Source organism: Paraprevotella xylaniphila YIT 11841, assembly GCF_000205165.1.
Taxonomy (GTDB): Bacteria; Bacteroidota; Bacteroidia; order Bacteroidales; family Bacteroidaceae; genus Paraprevotella; species Paraprevotella xylaniphila.
The window spans coordinates 18,533-41,141 of record NZ_GL883819.1 but is presented as its reverse complement, the minus strand read 5'-3'; the positions used below and the strand labels follow the sequence as shown (position 1 = coordinate 41,141).

General features: G+C 49.3%; 16 protein-coding genes. 13 read left to right on the top strand and 3 right to left on the bottom strand.

Features of this window, described 5'->3' with window-relative positions; translation table 11 throughout:
- Positions 1 to 211: 211 nt before the first annotated feature.
- On the top strand, positions 212 to 1,264 hold the full coding sequence (locus HMPREF9442_RS02285; RefSeq protein ID WP_008624898.1) for a YeiH family protein: 1,053 nt from the start codon (positions 212 to 214) through the stop codon (positions 1,262 to 1,264).
- 71 nt (positions 1,265 to 1,335) lie between these two features.
- On the opposite strand, the gene HMPREF9442_RS02280 is transcribed toward HMPREF9442_RS02285, so the two are convergent.
- Together HMPREF9442_RS02280 and HMPREF9442_RS02275 are read right to left on the bottom strand one after the other, a co-directional pair.
- Positions 1,336 to 1,692 carry a MarR family winged helix-turn-helix transcriptional regulator gene (locus HMPREF9442_RS02280; RefSeq protein ID WP_008624896.1) on the bottom strand — a complete coding sequence of 119 codons (357 nt, stop codon included), beginning with the start codon at positions 1,690 to 1,692 and terminating at the stop codon, positions 1,336 to 1,338.
- A 7-nt stretch (positions 1,693 to 1,699) separates the two neighbouring features.
- Positions 1,700 to 4,162, bottom strand: coding sequence for a DsrE/DsrF/DrsH-like family protein (locus HMPREF9442_RS02275; RefSeq protein WP_008624895.1), 2,463 nt, complete (start codon positions 4,160 to 4,162; stop codon positions 1,700 to 1,702).
- Between the two features lie 206 nt (positions 4,163 to 4,368).
- Between HMPREF9442_RS02275 and HMPREF9442_RS02270 the strand changes: the two genes are divergently transcribed.
- The gene (locus HMPREF9442_RS02270; protein WP_008624892.1) at positions 4,369 to 5,409 is read left to right on the top strand and encodes an asparaginase; all 1,041 of its coding nucleotides are present in this window, start codon (positions 4,369 to 4,371) and stop codon (positions 5,407 to 5,409) included.
- A gap of 18 nt (positions 5,410 to 5,427) precedes the next feature.
- Positions 5,428 to 6,207 (top strand): ZIP family metal transporter, encoded by a 780-nt coding sequence (locus HMPREF9442_RS02265; RefSeq protein WP_008624891.1) that lies wholly within the window; start codon positions 5,428 to 5,430, stop codon positions 6,205 to 6,207.
- On the opposite strand, the gene HMPREF9442_RS02260 is transcribed toward HMPREF9442_RS02265, so the two are convergent.
- On the bottom strand, positions 6,199 to 7,116 hold the full coding sequence (locus HMPREF9442_RS02260) for a helix-turn-helix domain-containing protein (protein ID WP_008624890.1): 918 nt from the start codon (positions 7,114 to 7,116) through the stop codon (positions 6,199 to 6,201). The two genes, HMPREF9442_RS02265 and HMPREF9442_RS02260, sit on opposite strands and share 9 nt — an antisense overlap.
- A gap of 231 nt (positions 7,117 to 7,347) precedes the next feature.
- Here HMPREF9442_RS02260 and HMPREF9442_RS02255 point away from each other — a divergent pair, with 231 nt between their 5' ends.
- From HMPREF9442_RS02255 to HMPREF9442_RS02215, 10 genes are all read left to right on the top strand, one after another.
- A complete protein-coding gene (locus tag HMPREF9442_RS02255; RefSeq protein ID WP_008624889.1) occupies positions 7,348 to 9,915 on the top strand; it encodes an endonuclease MutS2 in 2,568 nt (855 codons plus the stop codon).
- 141 nt (positions 9,916 to 10,056) lie between these two features.
- On the top strand, positions 10,057 to 11,718 hold the full coding sequence (locus HMPREF9442_RS02250; protein WP_008624887.1) for an AMP-binding protein: 1,662 nt from the start codon (positions 10,057 to 10,059) through the stop codon (positions 11,716 to 11,718).
- Between the two features lie 41 nt (positions 11,719 to 11,759).
- Positions 11,760 to 14,579, top strand: a complete 2,820-nt coding sequence (locus tag HMPREF9442_RS02245; protein ID WP_008624886.1) for a M16 family metallopeptidase — start codon at positions 11,760 to 11,762, stop codon at positions 14,577 to 14,579.
- Positions 14,580 to 15,484: 905 nt separating this feature from the next.
- On the top strand, positions 15,485 to 16,732 hold the full coding sequence (locus tag HMPREF9442_RS02240) for a DUF3575 domain-containing protein (protein WP_253270989.1): 1,248 nt from the start codon (positions 15,485 to 15,487) through the stop codon (positions 16,730 to 16,732).
- A complete protein-coding gene (locus tag HMPREF9442_RS16610) occupies positions 16,729 to 17,343 on the top strand; it encodes a hypothetical protein (protein ID WP_008624876.1) in 615 nt (204 codons plus the stop codon). Before HMPREF9442_RS02240 ends, HMPREF9442_RS16610 begins: the two co-directional genes overlap by 4 nt.
- A complete protein-coding gene (locus HMPREF9442_RS16605) occupies positions 17,337 to 17,930 on the top strand; it encodes a hypothetical protein (RefSeq protein ID WP_253270988.1) in 594 nt (197 codons plus the stop codon). The genes HMPREF9442_RS16610 and HMPREF9442_RS16605 overlap by 7 nt, the downstream gene beginning before the upstream one ends.
- A gap of 32 nt (positions 17,931 to 17,962) precedes the next feature.
- Positions 17,963 to 19,249 carry a hypothetical protein gene (locus tag HMPREF9442_RS02230; protein WP_253270987.1) on the top strand — a complete coding sequence of 429 codons (1,287 nt, stop codon included), beginning with the start codon at positions 17,963 to 17,965 and terminating at the stop codon, positions 19,247 to 19,249.
- Positions 19,250 to 19,322: 73 nt separating this feature from the next.
- Positions 19,323 to 20,684, top strand: a complete 1,362-nt coding sequence (locus HMPREF9442_RS02225; RefSeq protein ID WP_008624864.1) for a fimbrillin family protein — start codon at positions 19,323 to 19,325, stop codon at positions 20,682 to 20,684.
- A gap of 47 nt (positions 20,685 to 20,731) precedes the next feature.
- On the top strand, positions 20,732 to 21,949 hold the full coding sequence (locus tag HMPREF9442_RS02220; protein ID WP_040602501.1) for a fimbrillin family protein: 1,218 nt from the start codon (positions 20,732 to 20,734) through the stop codon (positions 21,947 to 21,949).
- A 117-nt stretch (positions 21,950 to 22,066) separates the two neighbouring features.
- Complete coding sequence (locus HMPREF9442_RS02215) at positions 22,067 to 22,600, top strand: DUF3575 domain-containing protein (protein WP_008624859.1); 534 nt, start codon at positions 22,067 to 22,069, stop codon at positions 22,598 to 22,600.
- Positions 22,601 to 22,609: the final 9 nt, after the last annotated feature.

The window sequence follows — 22,609 nt, the reverse complement described above, 5'->3', positions numbered from 1 at the left end:
CGTGACGCTGCCCAAACTGGCGCAAGCCCTCGTGACCGAAGGGGTGCAGAAAGTGCATACGCATTATGGGAACCGGTACCGCGTGGCGGAAATATGAACTTATATCCCCACAACCTAAAAAACATGCCTTTTCGTACATTCATAACAATTATTTGTCGTACCTTTGCGCGAAAGACCTACAAAATGTTTATAACCAAACCCATATAAATTTATGTTCAAGGAAAACAAAGGAGAAGTCCTGCACGGAATTTTGCTTATCGTATTATTTTCGTTTTCTGCCTTTTACATCGCAGAATTCGAGTTCGTCAAACAGCTTTCCTTCAGCCCGCTGATTGTCGGTATCATCTTAGGCATGCTATACGCCAACAGCTTACGCAACAAACTGCCCGAAACATGGGTTCCGGGAATCAAGTTCTGTTCCAAACAAATCTTGCGCACAGGTGTAGTACTCTATGGCTTCAAGCTGACTTTCCAACAGGTACTGGCCATAGGACTTCCGGCCATTACGGCCGACTTGATTATCGTCGCCGGTACATTGGCTTTAGGTATATTAATGGGAAAATTACTCAAAGTAGACAGCCAGACAGCCTTAATGACCTCTACAGGCAGTGCCATCTGCGGGGCTGCAGCCGTGTTGGGAGCCGAACCGGTCGTGCGCTGCGAAGCCCACAAGACAGCGGTTGCCGTATCCACCGTGGTGATATTCGGGACGCTTTCCATGTTCCTCTACCCCATCATGTACCGTGCCGGATGGTTGGACGGCTTAAGCGACCAAGCCATAGCCGTATACATAGGTTCGACCCTGCACGAAGTCGCCCATGTAGTCGGAGCAGGTAACGCCATCGATGCTGCGGGAGGCAACGTGGCAGATGCCGCCACCATCACCAAAATGATACGCGTCATGCTGTTGGCACCCGTTTTGGTCATCATGAGCGTTTGCCTCTCCGGAAAACAAAAAAATAAAGGCGCAGCTGGAAAGAGTAAAATCACAATACCTTGGTTCGCTTTTTATTTTTTGGTCGTCATCGGTATTAATTCCCTATTACAATCTGCCACTTTCATTCCTCAGGAAACTTTGCAGGCAGGTATAGGGTTCATCAATAACGTGGACACGTTCTTGCTCACCATGGCCATGACGGCGCTCGGTGCAGAAACCAGCATAGACAAATTCAAACAAGCCGGAGCCAAACCCTTCTATCTGGCCGGCATCCTCTATGTCTGGTTGGTATTCGGTGGATATGCCATTGTAAAATTGTTGTTCTGAAAAGAATTCGGACATCTGAAAATCCCCATGGTCCTAACCGGCCATGGGGATTTTCAGATATGTTCCGTCTCTTATTGGAAGAAAGGAAGCAGTAAATCGGGGATCTCTATCCCATGCTTTCTGATGTCTTCCAACCTTTCCTTGGCTTTATCAGTCAGGGTAAAAAACATCTGGCGTTTGTCTTTCTCTCCCAAGGATCGAACTAACAAGCCCTTTTCTTCTACCGAACGTATCACTTTGGAAGCATGCGAGGCCGTCAGCCCCGTACGTTCCACGACCGCCCCTGCCATCACGGTTTCTTCCCCAACGCTACACAGGACCATCGCTTCATTCAATGATAAACCGTATGTTTCCGACAAACGGGTTTCCAACAAAGCAAGAGAACGGTAAAGGTCCCTCATGACACAAATACATTTGATTTTTTCCATCGCGCCGTTAGATAAACAAGTTTACATTAGCCTCTTCGGCACGCCCCATATACGTAGCCACTCCGCCAATCGTCACATGGTCCAACAACTCTTCCTTTTTCACCCCCATCACATCCATGGACATTTGGCAGGCTATAAACTCCACTCCGTTTTCAATGGCCTGGCGGCGTAATGATTCTAACGAGTCAATGCCTTTACGTTTCATGATATGGCGCATCATCCGTGCTCCCATGCCTCCCATATTCATTTTTGAAAGTTTCAGTTTCATGGAATCGGACGGCAACATCATGCCGAACATCTTTCCCAACCAGTCTTTCTCCACTTTTGGCTTTTCTGTCTTCTTAATGGCATTCAATCCCCAAAAAGTGAAGAAAATGGTCACTTTCTCTCCAGTAGCCGCAGCACCATTAGCCAAAACAAAAGTGGCTAACGCCTTATCCAAATCATCGCTGAACAAGATAAAGGTCTTGCCTTTTGCCGTCGAGTCCGGAAGTGAAACCTCCATCGCACAAGGTGTCGCTTTCTCTACTCTGACTATGTATGTACCATTTTCGGTTTGGGCAGAAACAAAACGGTTTCCTGTCATCCGGCACCAGGCTTCGGCATCACGGGGAAAACCGGCATCCGTGGCACGTATCTCCAAACATTCTCCTGGTCGTAGTTGTTCCATGCTCTTCTTCAATTTCAGAATAGGACCGGGACATTGAATACCACAAGCATCTACCCGGACAATGCGGGCAACCGGCACCTTTTCCTCCTGACTTGCACAACATGTGCCACTTGACTTCTGAACGCAAACGCCTTCAGACGCATCGGGAAGAAGAACCGGATTCACAGCCGCTTTATAGGTCTTAAGCCCTCCTATCAGATTCCTCACGTCATAGCCGTTTTCTCTCAGGATATTAGAAGCCAGATAACCGCGCAACCCCACACCACAATACACCCACACAGGTTTATCGAGAGGTAACTCTGCCAAACGTTCCCGCATCTCATCCAACGGCACATTCACCGCACCGTCTATCCCTCCCAGTGCATATTCGTCGGGCGTACGCACGTCCACCAATGTCACGCGGTTCAAATCAGCCGTTTTTAAATCCCTCCAATAAAGCGGATTCATTTTCCCGTTCAATATGTTCCCGGCCACATAGCCTGATACCGCCACCGGATCCTTGGCTGATGAAAAAGGTGGAGCGTAAGCGTGCTCCAACTCCATCAAATCGTACACTGTACCTCCGCGCTTAATGACCATAGCGTATTCATCTATCCGTTTATCCACACCGTCATACCCCACGATTTGTGCTCCGTAAAGTTTGCCTCCATCGGGAGAAAACGTAATCTTTATGGCCATCTGCAAGGCTCCGGGATAATATCCGGCATGAGAACCGGAATGTATCGTAGCCGAAAGATAAGGTATCCCCAACTGCAATAAACGTTTGGCCGGAAGACCTGTTGAAGCCACGGTCTGGTCGAACACCTTGGCAATGGCAGTCCCGATGGCTCCCTCGTATCTTGTTTTATTGCCGAACACCATGTTGTCGGCCACGATACGTGCCTGCCGGTTGGCAGGCCCCGCCAAGAAATTCAGCCAAGGCTTACCGGTCAAAGGGTGAGGAAATTCTATCGCATCACCGACCGCATACACCGACTCGTCCGATGTCTGCAGATAGTCATTCACACGGATTCCTTTCATCTCTCCCAATTCCAATCCTGCAGCGGAGGCTAACGATGTCTCAGCACGTACCCCAATGGAAAGAATCACCAAATCCGTCTCTATCGTGATACCGGACTTGAACTTTACCGTCACTCCGGAAGCGGTTTCCTCAAAAGATTCCACCGCCTGTTCCAAATAAAGCTTCACCCCTTTCTGCAACAGATGTTCATGCACTAAAGCCGCCATAGAAAAATCTATAGGTCCCATGACCTGAGCTGCCATTTCCACCACAGCCACTTCTGCCCCTGTATGTTGCAAATTTTCAGCCATTTCCAAACCGATGAAACCGCCACCTACGATAAGTGCACGTCTGACCTGATGTTGTCGTACGTAATCTTTTATACGGTCGGTGTCTTGTACATTACGCAACGTAAAGATTCCACGGCTGTCGATACCTGTCAAAGGAGGACGTACCGGGGAGGCTCCGGGCGAAAGCAAGAGTTTGTCGTAAGTTTCCACATATTCCCGACCGTCAGATGTTCTTACCGTAACTTCTTTTCGACGTACATCTATTGCCGTCACCTCGGATGCTGTACGGACATCCACACGGAAACGACGTGCAAAAGCCTCCGGAGTTTGTACGAAAAGCCGCTCCCTGTCACTAATCACCCCACCTATGTAATAAGGTAAACCGCAATTGGCATACGATATATATTCTCCTTTTTCAAACAAAATGATTTCCGCTTTCTCCGTATTCCTACGAATCCGGGCAGCCGCAGTCGCACCACCAGCCACTCCTCCTATAATTACATACTTCATATTCTTTACTTATTATTTTGTATTATCATTATTTTCCAATAGAAACTTTTGCAAAGAACGCCTTTAATTTACAATGAAACAAATTTCCAACGGAAAACTTTCCAAGTTTAAGCATTTTTAGAAAACACAAACAAAAGCGATTCACTCCACCTCAAAATCCAGAAATTATCACTATATTTGCAAATGAACCGCAAAACCATGGATATATGACAGACTTTGCCCCCTCCGTATTGCTGATTTATACAGGTGGAACTATCGGAATGATAGAAAACCCGGAAACAGGAGCATTGGAAAGCTTCAACTTCGACCACTTGCTGAACTTTGTTCCGGAGTTGAAACGTTTTAATTATCATATCAACACCTATTCTTTCGATCCCCCCATTGACTCTTCCGACATGGAACCTTACCATTGGGCTAGATTGGCACGAATTGTAGAACGGAATTACGGACAATACGATGGTTTTGTCATCCTGCATGGAACCGACACTATGGCTTATACAGCTTCTGCATTGAGTTTCATGTTGGAAAACCTGTCTAAACCGGTTGTCTTGACCGGTTCACAACTTCCGATGGGCATGTTGCGGACAGACGGCAAAGAAAACCTGATTACCGCCATCGAGATTGCTGCGGCCAAACATCCGGACGGTACGGCCATGGTGCCGGAAGTCTGTATCTATTTCGAAAGAGACCTGATGAGGGGCAACCGTACCACGAAAATCAATGCAGAAAAATTCAATGCTTTCAAGTCGTATAATTATCCGTGCCTGGGGCATAGTGCCATCGACATCAAAATCAAACCGGAACGCATACGCCGGCCTGACCCGTCCCGTCCCCTGAAAGCACACTACTTGTTCGATACCAATGTAGTGGTTCTCACACTTTTTCCCGGAATACAAGAAAGCATCATTACTTCAGTCTTCAACATCAAAGGATTGAAAGCCGTAGTCATGAAGACCTTCGGTTCGGGCAACGCCCCACAGAAGCCGTGGTTTATCAAACTCATCAAGGAAGCCGCAGCACGTAACATCATCATTATCAACATAACCCAATGCCAGTCGGGAAGTGTGGAGATGGAACGATATGAAACAGGACGCCAGTTACTGGAAGCCGGGGTTATCAGCGGATATGACAGCACCCCGGAATGTGCATTGACCAAATTGATGTTCCTTTTGGGACATGACCTGCCCTCCGAAAAAGTCAGGCACCTCATGAATACCAGTCTGGCCGGTGAAATTACATTGGAATAATATGACAAATATACAATCATGGAAGGACTAATCATAGGATTATTATTACCTTTTGCCGGTACAACCTTAGGTGCCGCCTGTGTTTTTCTGATGAAGAAGCAAATGCCGGATTTAGTACAGAAAACCTTATTGGGATTCGCTTCCGGTGTCATGGTGGCGGCTTCCGTATGGTCGCTGCTGATACCTTCCATAGAAATGAGCGGCACGGAAGATGCTACCCGGGTCGTCCCGGCCGTAAGCGGTTTCATAGCAGGTATTGCATTTCTCTTGCTGATGGACCGGATCACCCCGCACCTCCATTTAGGCAGCCCCTCACCCGAAGGACCGCACAGCAAATTGTCACGGACAAGCATGTTGGTATTGGCCGTCACATTACACAATATTCCGGAGGGAATGGCCGTAGGAGTAGCATTGGCCGCCGCCATGGAACACAGCACTTATCTTCCCATGGCCGGTGCATTGGCTTTATCTTTGGGAATCGCCATACAGAATTTTCCGGAAGGTGCCATCGTCTCCATGCCCCTGCGTAGTGAGGGAAACAGCAGATTGCGCGCTTTCGGCATCGGCACATTGAGCGGCGTCGTAGAACCAATCGGAGCTATCCTGACGATTCTGTTGGCGGCCTACATTACCCCCATATTGCCCTATTTGCTGTCGTTTGCCGCTGGCGCAATGATTTACGTGGTCGTAGAGGAGTTGATTCCGGAAGCTTCCCAAGGCAAACATTCCAATGTAGGGACAATCGGTTTTGCCATGGGTTTCGTACTAATGATGATTCTGGATGTCGTATTAGGATAAATGTCTGGAACGATACTCTTTAGGCCCGACACCAAAATGCTTTTTCACATATTTGCCAAAAAAAGAAAGGGAAGGGAAATCCAATTCCACCATAATTTCCTTAATGCTTTTGTTTGAATAAGACAACAAATCCGCGATGTCTTTCGTCACCGCCTTATGAATCAATACAGAAGCCGTGTCGCCACATGTCGCCTTACAAACAGAAGACAAATATTTAGAAGTCACGTTTAACTTCTCTGCATAAAAGGATACGGAACGAGGTTTGGGATACACCGATGTAAGTATATCCAAAAATCCTTTGAACAAGTTATTCCCCTGTGAATAATCAACCGAACCAACAGATATATAACGTCCTATCACACCGTACAACTCACACATAAACGACTTTAACAAACAACGCATGGATTCCTTATACCCCATTTTGTCTTTATCTCCAATTTTAACTGATACTAAAGAGTAATACAAAGATAAACATGTATACTCCATATCCGTAAGCGACAACACCGGATGAGCCATCAAAAATGAGACTACATCCCAATTATAAGAAGAGAATGAAATGCTCTTTTGAAATAAAGAACGAGAAATGCACAGGCAATTTACAGACAAATTCTTCGTTTCCCCCCGTCGCTCCAAGACGTAATTAGGTAAAGACATAATTATATCGCGTGCCTGTACCCTGTAATTTTTTCCATTGATGGTACATTCCGCTTCCCCTGAAATAATAATAGTAATAATCACCCATTCCACTTTTATTTTATCAGAGACCGAATGGGAAAAACTCTTCACTGCTGTTAGACCATCATACGAGAATACATCCTTTTTTCGCAATATCACAAAATCATCATTCACCAACAATAATCCTTCTTCCATTTTCTTTTTTTTTTCAAATTGCAAAATAAATATCTTCATGTTTATAAACTGACCTGATTCTTCGCAAAGAGTGTTCTGAATAACATTAAAACTATCCTAAAACAGACTTATATTCCTCTATGTAGAGGGGGATGGCTAACCTCCACGCCAGTATTCCTCCGTACTAAAAACATCCTATCCTTATACGGACAGCCAGGCCAGAAAAGAACCGAGTAAAGAATATCTTATGCCGCTTTTTCTTAACTTTGCACCCGCTAACCCAAATGAAATATGATTTATCCACAGAATTTTGAACAGAAAATAGGATTTGACGAGATACGTACTTTATTGACGGGACACTGCCTGAGTACGCTTGGCATAGAGCGCGTCGTACAGATGAAATTCCTGACGGATTTGCATCTATTGCGCGAATTGCAAGAGCAGACACGGGAATTCCTGCGCATTCAGGAAGGAGAAGAGGACTTTCCGGAGCAGGACTTCTATGATGTACGCCCGGCCATCAAACGCATCAGAATAGAAGGTACTTATCTCGACGAAACGGAATTGTTCGACCTGAAACGCTCGCTTTGCACGATTATCAACATCGTACGGTTTCTCAATAAGGAAACCGAAGAAGATAACGACACAGAAGAAAGACGCCCCGCCGACGATGCCTCCGTCCCCTATCCGGCTTTACGCCGCCTGACGCAAGGGATCTCCGTCTACCCTCAATTGGTACACCGCATTGAAAACATACTCGACAAATACGGCAAAATCAAAGACTCGGCATCCGCCGAACTGTTGCGCATCCGCCGCGAACTTGTCGCTGCCGAAAGCGGAATCTCGCGCACACTGCACGCCATCTTGCGGAACGCGCAACAAGACGGCGTGGTGGACAAGGATGTCACTCCCACCATGCGCGACGGACGTCTGGTCATTCCTGTGGCACCGGCTTTAAAGCGTAAAATAAAAGGAATCGTCCACGATGAATCCTCCACAGGACGTACGGTCTTCATCGAACCGGCTGAAGTGGTGGAGGCAAACAACCGTATCCGCGAACTGGAAGGAGAAGAACGGCGTGAAATCATACGCATATTGCAAGAATTCACGGCTGAGGTCCGGCCTCATTATCAGGAAATACTGCAATCCTACGAGTTTTTGGCCGAAATAGACTTCATCCATGCCAAGGCCGGATTAGCCCACCAGTTCGATGCCACGACACCGGACATCAAAGGGGCGCCGCTGATAGACTGGACCATGGCCCGCCATCCCTTGCTATACCTGTCCCTGACCCGTCACGGGAAAAAAATCGTACCGCTCGACATCGAACTGAACGGACATCAGCGTATTCTCATCATCTCCGGTCCCAACGCGGGCGGAAAATCCGTATGCCTGAAGACCGTAGGCCTCATCCAATACATGTTGCAATGCGGACTTCCCGTTCCTATCGGGGAAAACTCACGCACCGGCATTTTCGGCAGTATCTTTATCGATATCGGGGACGAGCAGAGCATAGAGGACGACTTGAGCACCTATTCCAGCCATTTGCTCAACATGAAAAACATGATGAAAGCTTGCTGTGGCACCAGTCTTCTGCTCATCGACGAATTCGGAGGCGGCACGGAACCGCAAATCGGCGGCGCCATAGCCGAAGCCGTCCTGAAACGGTTCAACCAAAAAAAGACCTTCGGCATCATCACGACACACTACCAAAACCTGAAACACTTCGCCGAGGACCATGAGGGGGTAGTGAACGGGGCCATGCTCTACGACCGCCAACACATGCAGGCCCTGTTCCAACTGCAAATCGGCAATCCTGGCAGTTCTTTTGCCGTGGAAATCGCCCGCAAGATAGGCATTCCTGAGGAAGTAATAGCCGATGCGTCCGAGTTGGTGGGCAAAGAATACATCAACGCGGACAAGTACCTGCAAGACATCGTAAGAGACAAGCGGTATTGGGAAAACAAACGGCAGAACATCCATCTCCGGGAAAAGGAAATGGAGAAGACCATAGCCCGTTACGAAACGGAAATCGCAGAGTTGCAACGCAGCCGGAAAGAAATCTTGCGCAAAGCCAAAGAAGATGCCGAACAACTGCTCCGGGAATCGAATGCCAAGATAGAGAACACCATTAAAACCATCAGGGAGGCTCAGGCTGAAAAAGAAAAGACCCGCAACGTACGCCAGGAATTGGATGATTTTAAAAAGACCTTGGACGACATCGAAAAACGACATGAAGCGGACAAGATAGCCCGCAAAATGCAACAACTGCAGGAACGGAAAAAAAGACAGGCCGAACGGAAAGAGAAAAAAGCATCCGAAGCCGCCATGCGGAAAGCACAGCCCGATGCCTTGCTGCAAACCGCACGGGAAACGGAAGAGCGCAACCGTCCCCTGCAACCCGGCGAGACCGTACGCATCAAAGGGCAAACCACCGTAGGCACGATAGAGGAGATAGACGGAAAGAACGCCATCGTCACTTTCGGCATGATGCGCACCAACGTGAAACCGGAACGGTTGGAACGGGCCACAGCCCCCGATGCCCCGGCACGGACACAGGCTGCCACCTTCGTCAGCAAACAGACGCAAGACAACATATACGAAAAGAAACTGAATTTCAAACAGGACATCGACGTACGGGGCATGAGGGGAGACGAAGCCATCCAAGCTGTTACCTATTTTATAGACGATGCCATAATATTAGGTATATCCAGAGTACGCATCCTGCACGGGACGGGATCCGGCATCTTGCGAACCCTGATTCGCCAATACCTGCACACGGTGCCCGGCGTAAAAGATTTCAAAGACGAACATGTACAGTTTGGAGGAGCCGGCATCACCGTAGTAGACTTGGCCTGACTTCAGGGCGGCAAATATGCACTGCAAAGCGGATTCGCATATTATTTTTCCAACGGGACAAGGACTAAATAGGCCATTATTTATTACCTTTGTACCCAATTAAGTACATATTGCGACTTTTTAGACTTTAAGAAAAAGATTATGCTGGAGAGATTTTTAAGTCAAACGACGTTCACGTCGCAAGACGACTTCATCCAAAATTTCCATGTAAAGGTACCGGAGAACTTCAATTTCGGATACGATGTAGTAGATGCATGGGCCGCAGAAGCCCCGGACAAGATAGCCTTATGTTGGACGAACGACCATGGTGTACACCATGACTTCACTTTCTCCGAACTGAAAGACTACACAGACCGTACGGCTTCTTATTTCCAATCGTTAGGCATCGGACACGGGGACATGGTCATGCTTATATTGAAACGCCGGTATGAATTTTGGTTCTCCATCATCGCCTTGCACAAGATCGGAGCCGTAGCCATTCCGGCCACCCATCTGCTGACCGGAAAAGACATTATCTACCGTAACAATGCCGCCGACATCAAAATGATTGTCTGTGCCGGCGAAGAGGTCATCTTGAACCACGTCAAAGACGCTCTCCCCTATTCACCTTCCGTCAAACATCTCGTTTCAGCCGGACCAATCGTGCCCCATGGTTTTGAAGACTTTCAAAAAGGCGTTTTAGGAGCCGCACCGTTTGTCAAACCGGAACATCCCAATCGGAACGATGACATATCCCTGATGTATTTCACTTCGGGAACTACCGGCGAACCGAAGATGGTGGCTCATGATTTCACTTATCCGCTCGGGCATATCGCAACCGGATGTTATTGGCATAACCTGCACGAAAACAGCCTGCATCTGACCGTGGCCGACACGGGATGGGGAAAAGCCGTATGGGGAAAACTGTACGGCCAATGGATTGCCGGAGCCACGGTTTTTGTATACGACCATGAAAAGTTCCATCCGGCCGACATCCTGCAAATGATACAAGATTACCATATCACATCGCTCTGTGCCCCCCCCACGGTCTTCCGCTTCCTGATTCGGGAGGACCTGACGCATTACGACCTTTCTTCCCTGCATTATTGCACGATTGCAGGCGAGGCGCTGAACCCGGCCGTGTACGAAACATTCCGCAAACTGACCGGTATCAAACTGATGGAAGGCTTCGGACAGACAGAGACGACTTTGACTATCGCCACATTCCCATGGATGGCTCCTAAACCCGGTTCCATGGGAGTACCTAATCCGGAATACGTAGTAGATTTACTCAAAACAGACGGAACATCGGCTGCACCGGGCGAACAGGGACAAATAGTCATCCGCACCACCCATGGCAAACCATTGGGATTGTTCAAGGAATACTACCGTAACCCAGGCCTCACCCGTGAAGTCTGGCATGACGGCATATATTATACAGGCGATGTGGCCTGGAAAGATGAAGACGGTTATTTCTGGTTTGTAGGACGGGTGGACGACGTCATCAAAAGTTCCGGCTACCGCATCGGTCCCTTCGAAGTGGAGAGCGCATTGATGACACATCCTGCCGTAGTGGAATGCGCCATCACAGGCGTACCCGACGAGATTCGCGGACAAATCGTAAAAGCTACCATCGTACTGGCAAAAGACTACAAAGATGTAGATAAAGAGCATTTGGTCAAGACTCTGCAAAACCATGTCAAACAAGTCACTGCACCTTATAAATACCCGAGAGTCATCGAGTTTGTAGACGAACTGCCCAAAACCATCAGCGGAAAAATCCGAAGAGTGGAAATCCGCAACAAAGACAATCAGAAATCTTAATCACAGGCTGCTCATACAGTCTGATTTTATACTTTTAAATTATGAAACAAAAAATTCTATTGCTGTCATTCCTGTTTCTCAGCCTGATAGGGTATGCACAACCCATCGACTGGAACAAGAAACTTCCGGCAGACCCGAATGTCCTGATCGGCAAGCTACCGAACGGTATCACTTATTATCTCCGGCATAACGAAGAACCTAAAGACCGGGCCAGTTTCTTCATCATCCGCAATGCAGGCGCCTTACTGGAGAATGACGATCAAGACGGCTTAGCCCACTTCTTGGAACACATGGCCTTTAACGGCAGTAAGAACTTCCCGGGCAACAGCATGATTTCCACACTCGAACGCCACGGTATCTCCTTCGGTGGAAACCTGAATGCCTACACCACGCAGAACGAAACGGTGTACAACATCAGTGATGTGCCGATGGCAGACGAAAGCCTGACGGACACGTGCCTGCTCATCCTTCACGATTGGTCTTATTACCTGACCCTCGACCCGAAAGACATCGACGAGGAACGCGGGGTCATCACAGAGGAGTGGCGTACACGCAATACCAGCGCAACCCGCATCTATAACCAGAAAAGACCTATACTCTACAAAGGCTCGAAATATGCCGAGCGTGATGTCATCGGCAATTTGGATGTCATCCGGACATTCAAGCCCGAAACCCTGCGCGACTTTTACCACAAATGGTACCGCACGGACTTGGAAGCCATTGCCATTGTAGGAGATTTCGACATCAAGAATATGGAGGGAAAGATAAAGAAAGTCTTTTCGTCCATTCCCGTTATCCCTAATCCGGAACCGCGCCCATTTTTTGAAATCCCGTCCCATGACGAAACTTATTTCTGCCTGGCCACCGACAAGGAAGCTACTTCATCCAACGTACAAGTTATCCGCATCTTCCGCGACAAAGAATACGACGGCAAGGGATATGCCACGTATCAGGACGTGAAAAACGGTTTGATGATCGGCTTTTACAACAGTATGGTGGGTGAACGTATCGGAGAGATTATTCAACGCGGACAAGCCCCTTACGTAAAAGCTTCGGTCGGCTTTTTCGGCATGGCAAGGGGATATTATGGTTACTCCGTGAGTGCGACAGCTAAACCGAACCAGGAAAAAGAAGCCCTCATCGGGGCCTTAGAGGAACACGAACGGATATTCCAACATGGCTTTACCGAAGACGAACTGAACCGCGCAAAAGCCAATATGCTGACAAGCCTTGAATCTATGGTGAAAGACAAGGACAAAACTTCCAACGATGCTTATGCTGAGGAAATGCAATCCCACTTCTTGACCAACGAAGCCATTATTGATATTGGGGACTACGCCGAAGCTGTCAAGGAAATCCTTCCGACCATCACGGCTGAGGAGGTATCCCAACAAGCCCGCAGATGGTGGAAAGCGAATAACCGTACCATCGTCATCAGCGGCCCGAGCGAAGGCGTCACACACCTGACGGAACAAGAGGCCCGGGACATCCTTGCCGAAATGGAAGGAAAGGAAGTAACTGCATACGAAGACAATAGCGTAAAAGGCAACCTCATCGAAAAAGAGCCCACAGCCGGAACAATCACAAAAGTGAAGGAACTGCCACAATTCCAAGCCGAAGAATGGACTTTAAGCAACGGGGCAAAAGTAATCTACCGCAAGGCCGATTATGAAAAAGACGAAGTGGCCTTAGCCGCTTACAGTCCCGGTGGTTCTTCTTTATATACGGATATCAATTTCCTCCCTGCGGCATCCAATGCCGGACAATTTGCTTCGAACTACGGTTTGGGTACCTACGACGAAATCGCATTGGGCAAGCTGCTGACTGGTAAAAAGGCCGGGTGTGAGGTCTCTATCAGCGGATTGTATGAGAACGTCAACGGAAGCTCTACGCCCAAAGACTTCGAAACGATGATGCAACTGATGTACCTCCGTTTCATGGAACCTCGCTTCGATACTCTGGCACATAAAGTCATCATCGAACGCAACCATATCTATGCCAAGCAGATTGCCGGGCAACCGCAGACCATCATGCGTGATTCTCTCTCATTGATTTCTGCCAACTACAATCCGCGCGTACAATTGTTCAACGACGCATACGTAGACCGGTTGACGCTCGACCGTATTGAAAAGGCTTACCGTGACCGTATCTGCGACGCCAGCGATTTTACTTTCTTCATCGTCGGGAACGTGGACAAAGACACGGCGCGGGTCATGGCCCAGAAATACATAGGTTCCCTCCCTTCCCTCTACCGGAATGAGAAGTGGGTGGACCGTCAGGTCAGGGCACCGAAAGGCAAAGTGGAAAAGAACATAGAAATTCCGTTGGAGGTTCCGAAGTCCACAGTCATAGTCCTGTTCAACAGGGAAATGAAGTACACCTTGAAAGAGGCTTATACCATCAACATACTGGGCAATATCCTCACCAACCGCTATACCAAGACCATCCGCGAAGAACAAGGCGGAACCTACGGCGTAGGGGTAAGCGGCTCAGCCTCACGCGAACCATACAACAATTATAATATGTATATGACCTTCGAATGTGACCCTGAAAAGGCGAATGAATTGAAACCCTTGCTTTATAAGGAAGTGGACAATATCATCCGTGAGGGGGTTACGGAAGAAGAACTCAGCAAAGTGGTCAAGAACACGCTGAAAGAGGCTGAACAAAGCAAACAGCACAATGCTTATTGGCTGACCACCTTGGTTACATATTATAAGACAGGAGTGAACCTGAACGACCCGAAAAACATGGAAACCCTCGTGGCTTCCATCCAACCGAAGGACGTGCAGAAGTTTGCCAAGAAGTTCTTCAAGGAAGCAGATATCATTGACCTGATATTCTCACCGCAGCAGAAATAAACAAGAATGGGAGGAAAACGGAACACGTTTCCTCCCATTTTACTGATTACATGTTTCCCCTTCCAAGAGTTTTTCAGAAAAACCCCTTCATCCTTCAGGCCGTACACCAACTACTTGTCACGAAATGTATTATGAAATGAAGGAGAGATAGGCCATCTTTCAGTTCCATTTCATGGCAGAGAGCAATAAAAAGTTCTGCGCCGAACGATTTTTCAGTATCAGCCGAACGATTTTTCAGTCTGCGCCAAACGGTTCATCAATCTGAGCCGGTTGAAATGAATCATGGCTGAAAGATATCTGAAACATCCTTCAGATTGTAACATCAATATTATGAGAGAATTACCATACAACCTGAAAGATGAAGGATATTTTTGTGAAATCCCTGTGTAGGGGATGTTCCCACAAAGTTTTTACGCCCATATCAAAACACCGCAAAAAAACGTTTGATTTAAATTAACGTAATTCCGATATAACTTTGCTGACAACAAAAGTCTGATATTCCCCTTCCACAAGTTGTCATGACAACACCGGTTAAAAATATATGTATCCGGTTTATCTCTTACTAAGAGAGCGACTAATCGACCGCTAAAGTAGGTAAAAGAAAGCAAATGAAGAAATTTATTTTGTTAAAATTTACCCCCCTAAAACAAATAACAAAATACGCAAACCTTTTGCGAAATATTTTCCATAATAATAGCTGTAACATAATGAGTTACGCGGCCTGTACGCTCTCTTAGTAAGAGATAGACTTGTAAAATGCTAAAAAAGTATTGAAAACCGAATTGTACGATATTGTTTGAATGCAAAAGTTGATCATTAGGACACTCTTGATGTGGGTTTGCTTGACACCCGCTATTCTTTACGGGCAATCCTTATCCGGAACAAAGGACGTAAAACACGATACCGTGCCCTTCCTTAAACGTTGGTCCATCATGACCAACGCCGTGGATTGGGTAGTAGCCACTCCGAACCTCGGGGTGGAGTTTGACTTGGCAGGCAATGAAAAGACCCGTTTCTCCATACTTATGAACGGCAAATATAATTGGAATACCCACCATTCCATACAGCCGCGCATCGTGTACAACGTAGCAGCAGGAAATGTGGAATTCCGGAAGTATTGGCGTACGGGTGGCTCGATCAGAGGGGCTATGGAACGCTACACGAAAGAAAACCGAGACACCACCATTTCCTTACCTCTTTGGGGCTTCAGACGCTTCAGACGCAATGTGCTCTCCGGACGTACATTCACAAATCCCCGAAATTGGCGCGCCTATTATGTAGGTCTATACGTCGGGTATGAAAAATACACTTTCAGCTTAGGAAGGAAGGGAAAACAGGGCGACAGTTATAACTTCGGCTTCACCGGAGGGTGGAGCGTTCCCCTTTATCCTTTCAAGGATGGTCGAAGCGTAGACTTGGATCTGGGTTTGGCCGTCGGTGCCAAGATGACGGCATACGACAAGTTCGGCTATGACGAAGAATACGGATGCTACACTTACCAAGGCTCGAAAGGACGGCATATCGTACCTTTTCCGGTGGTACAGGACGTACATCTTTCATTCGTCTTTCGCTTCCGCTCTATCGGAAAGAAAGTACAGGGGGGAGCCGAACGTTACGACGAATGGGATACCCGGCAAAAAGAAAAATTCAACGAACGTGTACGCGTACGGCAACGCAACTGGGAAATCCGTGACTCCATGTACAAGGTGCGCCGCAAGGAAGCAGAAGCTGAGAAACTCTCACGCGACTCGCTCCGCCGCACACTGGAGCTGAACGACTCACTAAAAGATGTGGCTAAGGAGAAGGCCAAAGCAGAGGCCGGGGAGAAGGGCAAGTCCCGCCGTAAGAGGAAAGGAAAGAAAACGGAAGGGGAAGAGCAAGTGACGGCTGCCCCCCAAGCCACAACGGGCAACGGCACCTCCGAAACACCATCCGGAAGCGCCAAAGCCGACACGCCCGAAGACACTGGCGACAAGAAGAAAGCAAGCCGGAAAGAAAAAAGACGTAAGAAGAAAAATAAAGAATCCAAAGAAGAAGATCCCGTGGAAACCTATTTTCACATAAAAGGCAAACTATCCGACGGATATTGGGCCGACAGAGGAAGGCTACGACACAGCATCCCCGAGAAAACAAGAAAGGAGGGACGCGTATGAAACCGTATAGCAGCCTGATTGCCGCACTCCCGCTCCTCTGCGCCATGGCTTCATGTACAGAAGTGGACTTATGCCAGGCAGAACACCCTCACCGTTCTTTCATGGATTTCCGTTTTCATTGGAAAGAGGAATACCAAGGAAACCGCCCCGACAGCATGGGAGTAATAGCCGTGCGTCCGGTCAACATCTTGCGGTATGAATTCCGGATAACCGCCGAAGAAAACGGCAACAACGGCATCCTCATGCAGCCCGAGACGGAAAGGCAGCCTTCGGCCGACACGTTGGATCCAATCGGAACGCACAACCTATGGGTTCGCAGCGGTGAATATAACTTCGCCACATTCGGATGGGACGAAGGTGAACTGGTAGATGCCACCGACATCGTGGACGCGCAAGGCGACGCAGCCACATTGGGAAGCGGCCTGACCCCACTCTACCTTACCTACCGCCACTACCCTGTAGACGATCCGAAAGTGGCGGGGGCGTATGGGGAATGGAAGGATTACAACGCTTACTCCGACTTCATCTCCAGTGAGGGTGCCCCGTGTTCTATGCCCGGGTGGACCATGTGTCCGTCCCTTTGGACAAAGAAGGGACAGGCCAGGTGGTAGTGGACTTCACGCCCGAACCACTCACGCAGGACGTGTCGTTCGCATTCCACATCGAAAAGACGGCAGGCGTGGTAGTGGACAGCCTTACGGCCGAAATCTCCGGCGTACCTTCCACCATGGAACTGACCACGGGGCTGATTCTGGCCCAAAAGACCTACAAGCTGTTGTTCAGGCCGGCATACGCCGCCCTGCCTTCAGCGGCCGATAGCACCTCGACGGAAGCGTTGCGTTGTGAAGCCGCCGTCAACATTCCCGGCATCGTGCGAAGCCATACTGAAGACATGGTCACCGGACCGGGCATCCTGCAGATTGCCATCTACACCCACTATGACTACGAAGAGGAAGGAACACAAAGGAAAGCTGCCAAAGTGTTCCATGCAGGCATCAACCTCTACCATACCTTGAAAGAGTGCAAGTCACTGCAATGGGACGAAGAGGCAGGCGGTTACCGGCAAGCTAGCCGAAGCATCACAGTGGAAATCGGCACACCACTGGAAATCGACAAAGACGGTATCCTGAACAGTGGCAGCACCTCGACCGGACTGGACCAGTGGATACCCGGCGAAACGTTTGAAATTGAAGTGTGAAACGTATGAAGAGGAAAAGCAAACATACTGAAATGAAAAGATACATCGCAGGAATAGGTTTGTGCTGCGCACTCGCAGCCTGCAACGAGTCCTACCCCGGACTGTATGCGCCCGTCTACGACGCAGACAACCCGAACCCGGAAATGACAGCGGACAGCATCCCCGTCACCCTGTCGCTCACCGACCCGGCCTACGCTTTAGTGACGGGAAAACGGGGCCAAGGGTCTTTCGGCTTTTGGGACGACGAAGAGGAACGTGCCAAATGGATGGCAGCGGAGTTCGGCGTCTACGCATTCCTGACGCGCAACCATGTGTACGACGTCCCCTCAGACCTCACAGCCGACGAAACTTCCACTGGGGGCGGTGCGCCCCTTTGCCTGATAAACGACCGCAAAGCACGGATTTCAGCCGCCTGCGAACTGATATGGGCCGATGGCGAGCCGCCGTATTACAGCGCGGTTTACCCGGAGCATAAATACAATTTCTTCCTTTATTATAAAGGAGATGCAGAAGAATATGCCCCGGAACAACGGACACAAGGCAGCATCACCAAGTTCTTCCGGATTGACGGCACACAAGACCTGATGTCGGCATACGCCCGTCCCGGTACAGAAGATGCCGAAAGGCTGCCGGACAATGATGAAACCAAATATCTCATGAATCATGCCGGGGATTTGGTATACAGCACGAAAAGTGCCCGCCTGCATGTCGAACCTCATCTTCGCGTGAAGCACGAACTGGCACGGCTCAACTTCAAGGTTCAGGCGTTCGACGACCTGGCCGCCCAAGGGCGCGAGATACGCATACAGGCCGTGGCCTTAGTCATCACCACGAAGGCGCAATTCACCGTGGCCGCCGACTGGGCGGGGGTGTCCCATGACTGGACGGACGAGACCAACGTTCCCCCGACGGGCATCGTATGGGAAACGGAACGCGACACGGTTTACCTGCCCCACGAAAACACACCGGAGGAGTTCGGCTCGACCTACCAGATGGAAAATGCCATGTTCAACCCCGAACCGGGCGTGAGCGATCCTAAGGCTGAACCCATGAAAATAGGAACGCAACTGCTCGTCCCGCCGGTAGACGAAATGGGCGTAATCATACACTACCGCCTCATCACCACACGCCCGGATGACCTCATTCCGTCGGGCTCGTTGTTCACGGCGCGTTATGCCAACCTGCACTTCGCAGGCGGCTTCCAAGCCGGGAAACAGCACGAAGTGCTGCTGAAAGTTTACGGACCGCAAAGGGTGGATCTCGAAATAGACGGCCTCCCGGGGTGGATTGACGGAGGCGATGTCGAAATCCCGGAATAAGGAAAACGGCAGAAAGACAGAAGACACAATTCTGTGTAATTTCATATATTGTTTAATTTAAATTTATCGTAAGATGAAAAAGTTATTTTTTGCTTCAGCCTTAGTGGCTGGTATGGGCGTATGGAGCGGATGCTCCAATGACGATGTGGTCGCCACAGGCGGCAACGTACCCGGAAGCGCAAATGACGGGTTGGTACCCGTGGAACTGGCTGTGGCCGGTCCATCGGTTTCCGTGGAAAAGCGTGGCATCGGTTCCGTGGGCGACTTCGGTGAACGCGGTAATTGGTGGAACGGCGAGAAACTCCGCGTACTCATGATGGAGCGTTCCGCAAATGGCGACGGCGACGGTTGGAATTATTCCCAGTGGTTCTATCAGGATGCTGAAGAGGATGAAAAAGTAACCATTGTCAATTCTGCCAACGATGAAGTGCAGACCCCTAAACAAACCAAGGTGGAAACTGACAACAAATTGACGTGGACTGTAAACGACAAGCCTCGTTATTATCCCAACGAAGGCACGCACGACTTCTTCGCCTATCATTTGGACGACGCGAACTACATATACGACCATACAAACGGTTACACCGCGGACAGCGACAACTCCAAGTTCATCGTGAAGGATACCGTCATAACCCCCAACAGTCATGCCACCCAGAAGTATGTGTGGTTTAAAATAGACGGTTCGCAAGACTTGATGACAGGCATGGCTGTCAAGAAGACAGACGCTGACGAACTTGCAGCAAGTAGTACGGGCTTCTCCGCCGCTACGGCACGTGCAGGTGTAATCCCGAACATCGTCATGAAGCACAGGTTGACACGTTTCACGTTCCAAGTTGTGGGTATGAATGACGATTGTAGTGACGTGTCAGTGGAGAAAATCACGGTGAAATCCAAGACCACAGGTAAAATGATTGTGGCTTATGACATGGGTGGAGAGGCCGTTGCTCCTACACAAACCTTGTTCTTCGAAGTCCCGACCGGTAGCGTAGACGCACAGGAAGCAGCCCTCGTACTGAAAGACTACAATGAAGAGGAAAGCACAACAAAGGATTTGGTACCCGTAACTTTGGTAAAAGGTGATGGAAACTGGGGTGAGACTTACCAGAACAGAGGTCATTGCCTGATGGTAGCCCCCGGCGAAAAGGAATATGAAATGGTAATCACCCTGAAGCAGACCTTCAAGACCGATGACGGTTCAACCAACCCGGCAGGTACGACCGATATAAAGCGTCCCATCGTGATTCCGGAGAGTGCCGCAGCAGCCGAAGGTACTTCTTATAATGTGAAGGTCAAGGTCTACGGCATGGCGAAGATCGAAGTGGAAGCTACTCTTGAAGCTTGGAAAGAGGGTGGTGACATTGACGTGGACACCAACCTCGACGGCGGAGCAACAGAAGAGCCGGAAGAAGACGTGGAAGAACCGGTAGAACCGTAAACCTGATAAGGACAGTTTTAATTACCAAGTAACAAATCATGAGACAGATGAAGTTACATCATTATCTTTGGGCCGTGGCGGTAGCTTGCATGCTGCTGCCCGGCTGTTCCAACGAAAACCTGTCGGATTATGCGGCCGCCCCCGTATTCATACCCGGCAACAGCGAAGTGGAAATCCGCTTCGCCGCCCATTCGGATGACGTGTCCACTTCTGTGGACAAGCGGGCCACAGTGGACGATGACGGCAATCTGGACAAAATGGGAGTGTTCTGTCTCGCACGTGGAAAACAGGAGAAAAACGACGGCGCACCCGATATCTCGTGGTTCGCCCCTGAAGACAACTACGCTTCCTGCCTGATGAAAAACGTGAAAGCGAAGAAGGAAGGCAGCAACGTGTCGTGGGACGGGCACTACTTCTACCCCATCAGCCAATTCTACATGTATGAATTCTACGGCTACTATCCGTATGCAGAGGATACCCATATCACGTATGAAGCGTCGGCAGACGGAGACGGTTCCGGCGGCCCGCGCCATCGCGCCACAGTGCATTATACGATAGACGGCACGCAGGACATTATCTGGGGGAGAGCCACGCTCCAAGACAAGTATGCTTACAGCGCACGCTACTTCCGGGAGAACGCGGACGCAGCCATGCCCTTAATCGGCTTGCAGCACATGCTGACACGTTTACAGTTCCAGGTGAAACCCGGAGCGGATCCGCTAAAAGAAGAATCCGTGTTTGAGGATGCCGACAAGATTTCCGTGAAGTCCATCAGAATCCTCGATACGCATTCCAAAGTTGACCTCATCGTGGCCGACTTGGAAAAACGTGAACCATGGGGAGAAGATCCGGACAAGAGGCTCACGCTAGCTGAAAGGATCAAGCCATCGGACGACAGCGCAAGGACAGATTTCACGCTCAAGGATGCACAAGACGGAGACTTGCAGCCTGTAGCCATCGGCACTACCTTGGGACAGGCCACGAGAGTGGGCGGCAGCCTGATGCTCTACCCGGAAAAGAAATACCGTCTTGAAATCACGCTGCACAAAGAGGGGGAAGCCCCAGAAGAAGGCTTCGACATCACTACGGAAGAATGGCTTACCGTAGGGCCTCCTTACGGTGCTTCCGACAGCGAGACCAACCTGTTCCGACAAGGAATCTCTTACATGGTGACCATCACGGTGAATGACATAGAAGAAGTGAAAGCGAATGCCAGCCTCACCGATTGGCAGGATTCCGTCAACGGCCCCTCCGTCGAGTTATGACATGCCCTCCCTTCTGGCATAAAAGCCCGACGGCACATCTTCCGGCCGCATGCCTTGCAACCGTGTGCGCCGGAAGATGTTTTGAATAAAAAAGAACAAACCAATCGAAAAGAACGAATGAAACGCCTTTTATCAACAATCATAACAGTAGCCGTAACAGCCGGACTGAAAGCGCAGCTATTGGCCCTGAAGACCGACGCACTATGGGATGGACTGATGACCCCCAACTTAAGCATGGAAATCGTTACGGGCAACAAGACCACTTTCGGCCTGTCCGTGCTCGGCAACTACAAACCGTGGGGCATGGACATGAAAATGGCGGGTGCCATCCCCGAGTTCCGCTATTGGTTCGGCGGACGCCCCATGATGCGCGAATTCATCGGAGTGGCAGCCCTTGGCACGTCTTACGACATCACGTGGGGCAGCGAGACCTATAAGGGCGACGCCTGGGGTGGCGGACTGACTTTCGGCTACGCTTTCTTCCTCTCGCCCCATTGGAACATAGAATGTTACGGGAGTGTGGGTGCCGTCTACTACGACCACAAGCATTACTACCGCGACGACCATTATTCCGAAAACCGCCGCACAGCGCACGGCTATGCCTTCATCCCGTTTAAACTCGGCGTTTCCTTCGCCTATATCATCAAGTAAACCCGCAAC